Origin of the sequence: Leptolyngbya sp. FACHB-36 (assembly GCF_014695955.1) — a bacterium.
Taxonomy (GTDB): Bacteria; Cyanobacteriota; Cyanobacteriia; order Leptolyngbyales; family Leptolyngbyaceae; genus FACHB-36.
Genome location: NZ_JACJPG010000055.1, coordinates 1 through 1,737, shown reverse-complemented (window position 1 = coordinate 1,737; position 1,737 = coordinate 1). Strand labels below are relative to the sequence as shown.

The window sequence follows — 1,737 nt, the reverse complement described above, 5'->3', positions numbered from 1 at the left end:
AGCTTCAGTTGTGGCAGTTGCAGTCGTGGCAGTTTAAGACGATCGTGGCGACTGCTGATTCAGCAATCGCTCAATTAAGCTCGGTGGAGTGGCTTGGCGATAAACCCCGCAGTAGTGCATGGTCAGCACGGCTTTGTATGCCCAGTGGTTGCGCGGTACATCGACAAAGGGGTTGGGCAATGTGTCGGCTCGATTCTGTACGCAGGCGTCGAGCACCTCTCTGGCAGTGGGCTGGGCGGGATCTGAGGGTGGAGCAGGCTGAACCTGTGCCATAGCGGGAGTTGCCATGCATAGGGCAGCAAATACCGCAGAAACGAACAGTTTAGGTTTCATAGCGCAGCAAACACGGATGGCTTGGAAGTCTGTCTCTGTTATATCGAATCGGCAAACCGCTGTGGGTAGGGAATTAGGGACGATCGAGCCAGCGCTGCAAAATACGAAGCCGCGCCACAGCCATCCCGCTTGAAGCCATCAGTCAACGGCTCACCGCAAACAGCCGAACCCATCTACCCATTCTCTACATTCCACCTACTGCTCAAACAACTGAACCGCTGACGAATCGAGCATTCCGAATTCCGAATTCCGAATTCCGAATTAGCGTCACTTCCACTGCTGCCAATTCTGATTAAAAATCGACGTGCCCGGAAACGCCGTTGGATTGCCGCTGTCATTCAGTCGCTTTTGCAGCGCCTCCAACGCCGGACTGCGACGCGGCAGATTCTCCACCAGTTGGTAGGGCAGCAGCTTGTTTTCCAGCGCGAATGCCGCCGTTACGCCAGCCGCAGATCCCGCTGACCACTCAAACGAATGAACTCGATAGGCAGCCGCACTGATGTGGCTCACCGCAATGCTCTTACCTGTAACCAGCAGATTGTCCAGCTTCGGCGGAATCATCGATCGCAGTGGAATCTGAAATGGGTAAGTGCTCTCTGCCGCCTGCCGTTCACCGGGGCGCTCTCGATTGCCCGGACGCTCCGGCGGAGATTGCTCCAGGCAGGGATGAAAGTCGATGTTGTAGTGCCCAACGCCAACGCTATCTGGGTAAATGCGCGATCGCTCCCGCCACTGCAACTCGGCTGGCGTAACACTGCCCCGAATCACCTCGATCGCCCGTAGACCCGCCATTGCAGCGGCAAGCTGTCGGTAGGTTTCCTGAGATAAATTCTCTAAATAAAACGGGTCGCGGTAGTTTTGGCGAGAGATAGCAATTTCGTCGATCGTGAACCCTGCCGGATAGCCGTAAGCGTAGCGCCCAACTAGACGCCGCCCTTCGCGGATGTAGGGAAACTTCGAGAGCCCGTGCACCGTTCCCATTGGCGAAGTCAGTCCCGTCAGCAGCCGCAGATTTGGCTGGGGCTTTTTGGCATCTGGTCCCAGCTTGGCGTCGGTGTTGCCTGCAAACAGCCAGTAAAAATAGCCAAGCGCGTGCTCCTCACCGCTGCGTAACGCGCTAATGCGATAACCGCCTTGCCAGCCTCCCGGTGCCAGCTGCCCCAAGGATTCTAGCTGCGATCGCGTGTAGAGGGTGTTGTCTTCCTCGGTACCAGGACCGTAGTCGTTTCCGGTCTGCCAGTTCTGCATCGAGATGTCGCCCGGATTGATGGTTTGGAACCCGGTGTTGGGCTTGGCGCTGAGGATGCGGCGGTACGTAAAAACGAGTGCTGGAGCTTTGGCGTAGCGATCGGTGTCGTAGCTGTAGAAGGGGCTGTACTGCGGGTAGAACGCGGGAATTTCATA

3 protein-coding genes are annotated in these 1,737 nt (G+C 56.7%); all 3 read right to left on the bottom strand.

What is annotated here, in order from left to right; genetic code table 11:
- Positions 1-33 precede the first annotated feature (33 nt).
- Positions 34-273, bottom strand: coding sequence for a hypothetical protein (locus H6F43_RS00765; RefSeq protein WP_347272352.1), 240 nt, complete (start codon positions 271-273; stop codon positions 34-36).
- Between the two features lie 98 nt (positions 274-371).
- Positions 372-506: a hypothetical protein gene (locus tag H6F43_RS22560; RefSeq protein ID WP_277879835.1), complete on the bottom strand. Its 135-nt coding sequence runs from the start codon at positions 504-506 to the stop codon at positions 372-374.
- 94 nt (positions 507-600) lie between these two features.
- Positions 601-1,737 (bottom strand): FAD-dependent oxidoreductase (locus tag H6F43_RS00760; RefSeq protein ID WP_190340125.1); only part of this gene is annotated, 1,137 nt, incomplete at its 5' end.

Bases quoted from the DNA above. Each gene is read 5' to 3' on its own strand.
- H6F43_RS00765 (WP_347272352.1), bottom strand. From the start codon at position 273: ATGGCACAGGTTCAGCCTGCTCCACCCTCAGATCCCGCCCAGCCCACT.
- H6F43_RS22560 (WP_277879835.1), bottom strand. From the start codon at position 506: ATGGGTTCGGCTGTTTGCGGTGAGCCGTTGACTGATGGCTTCAAGCGG.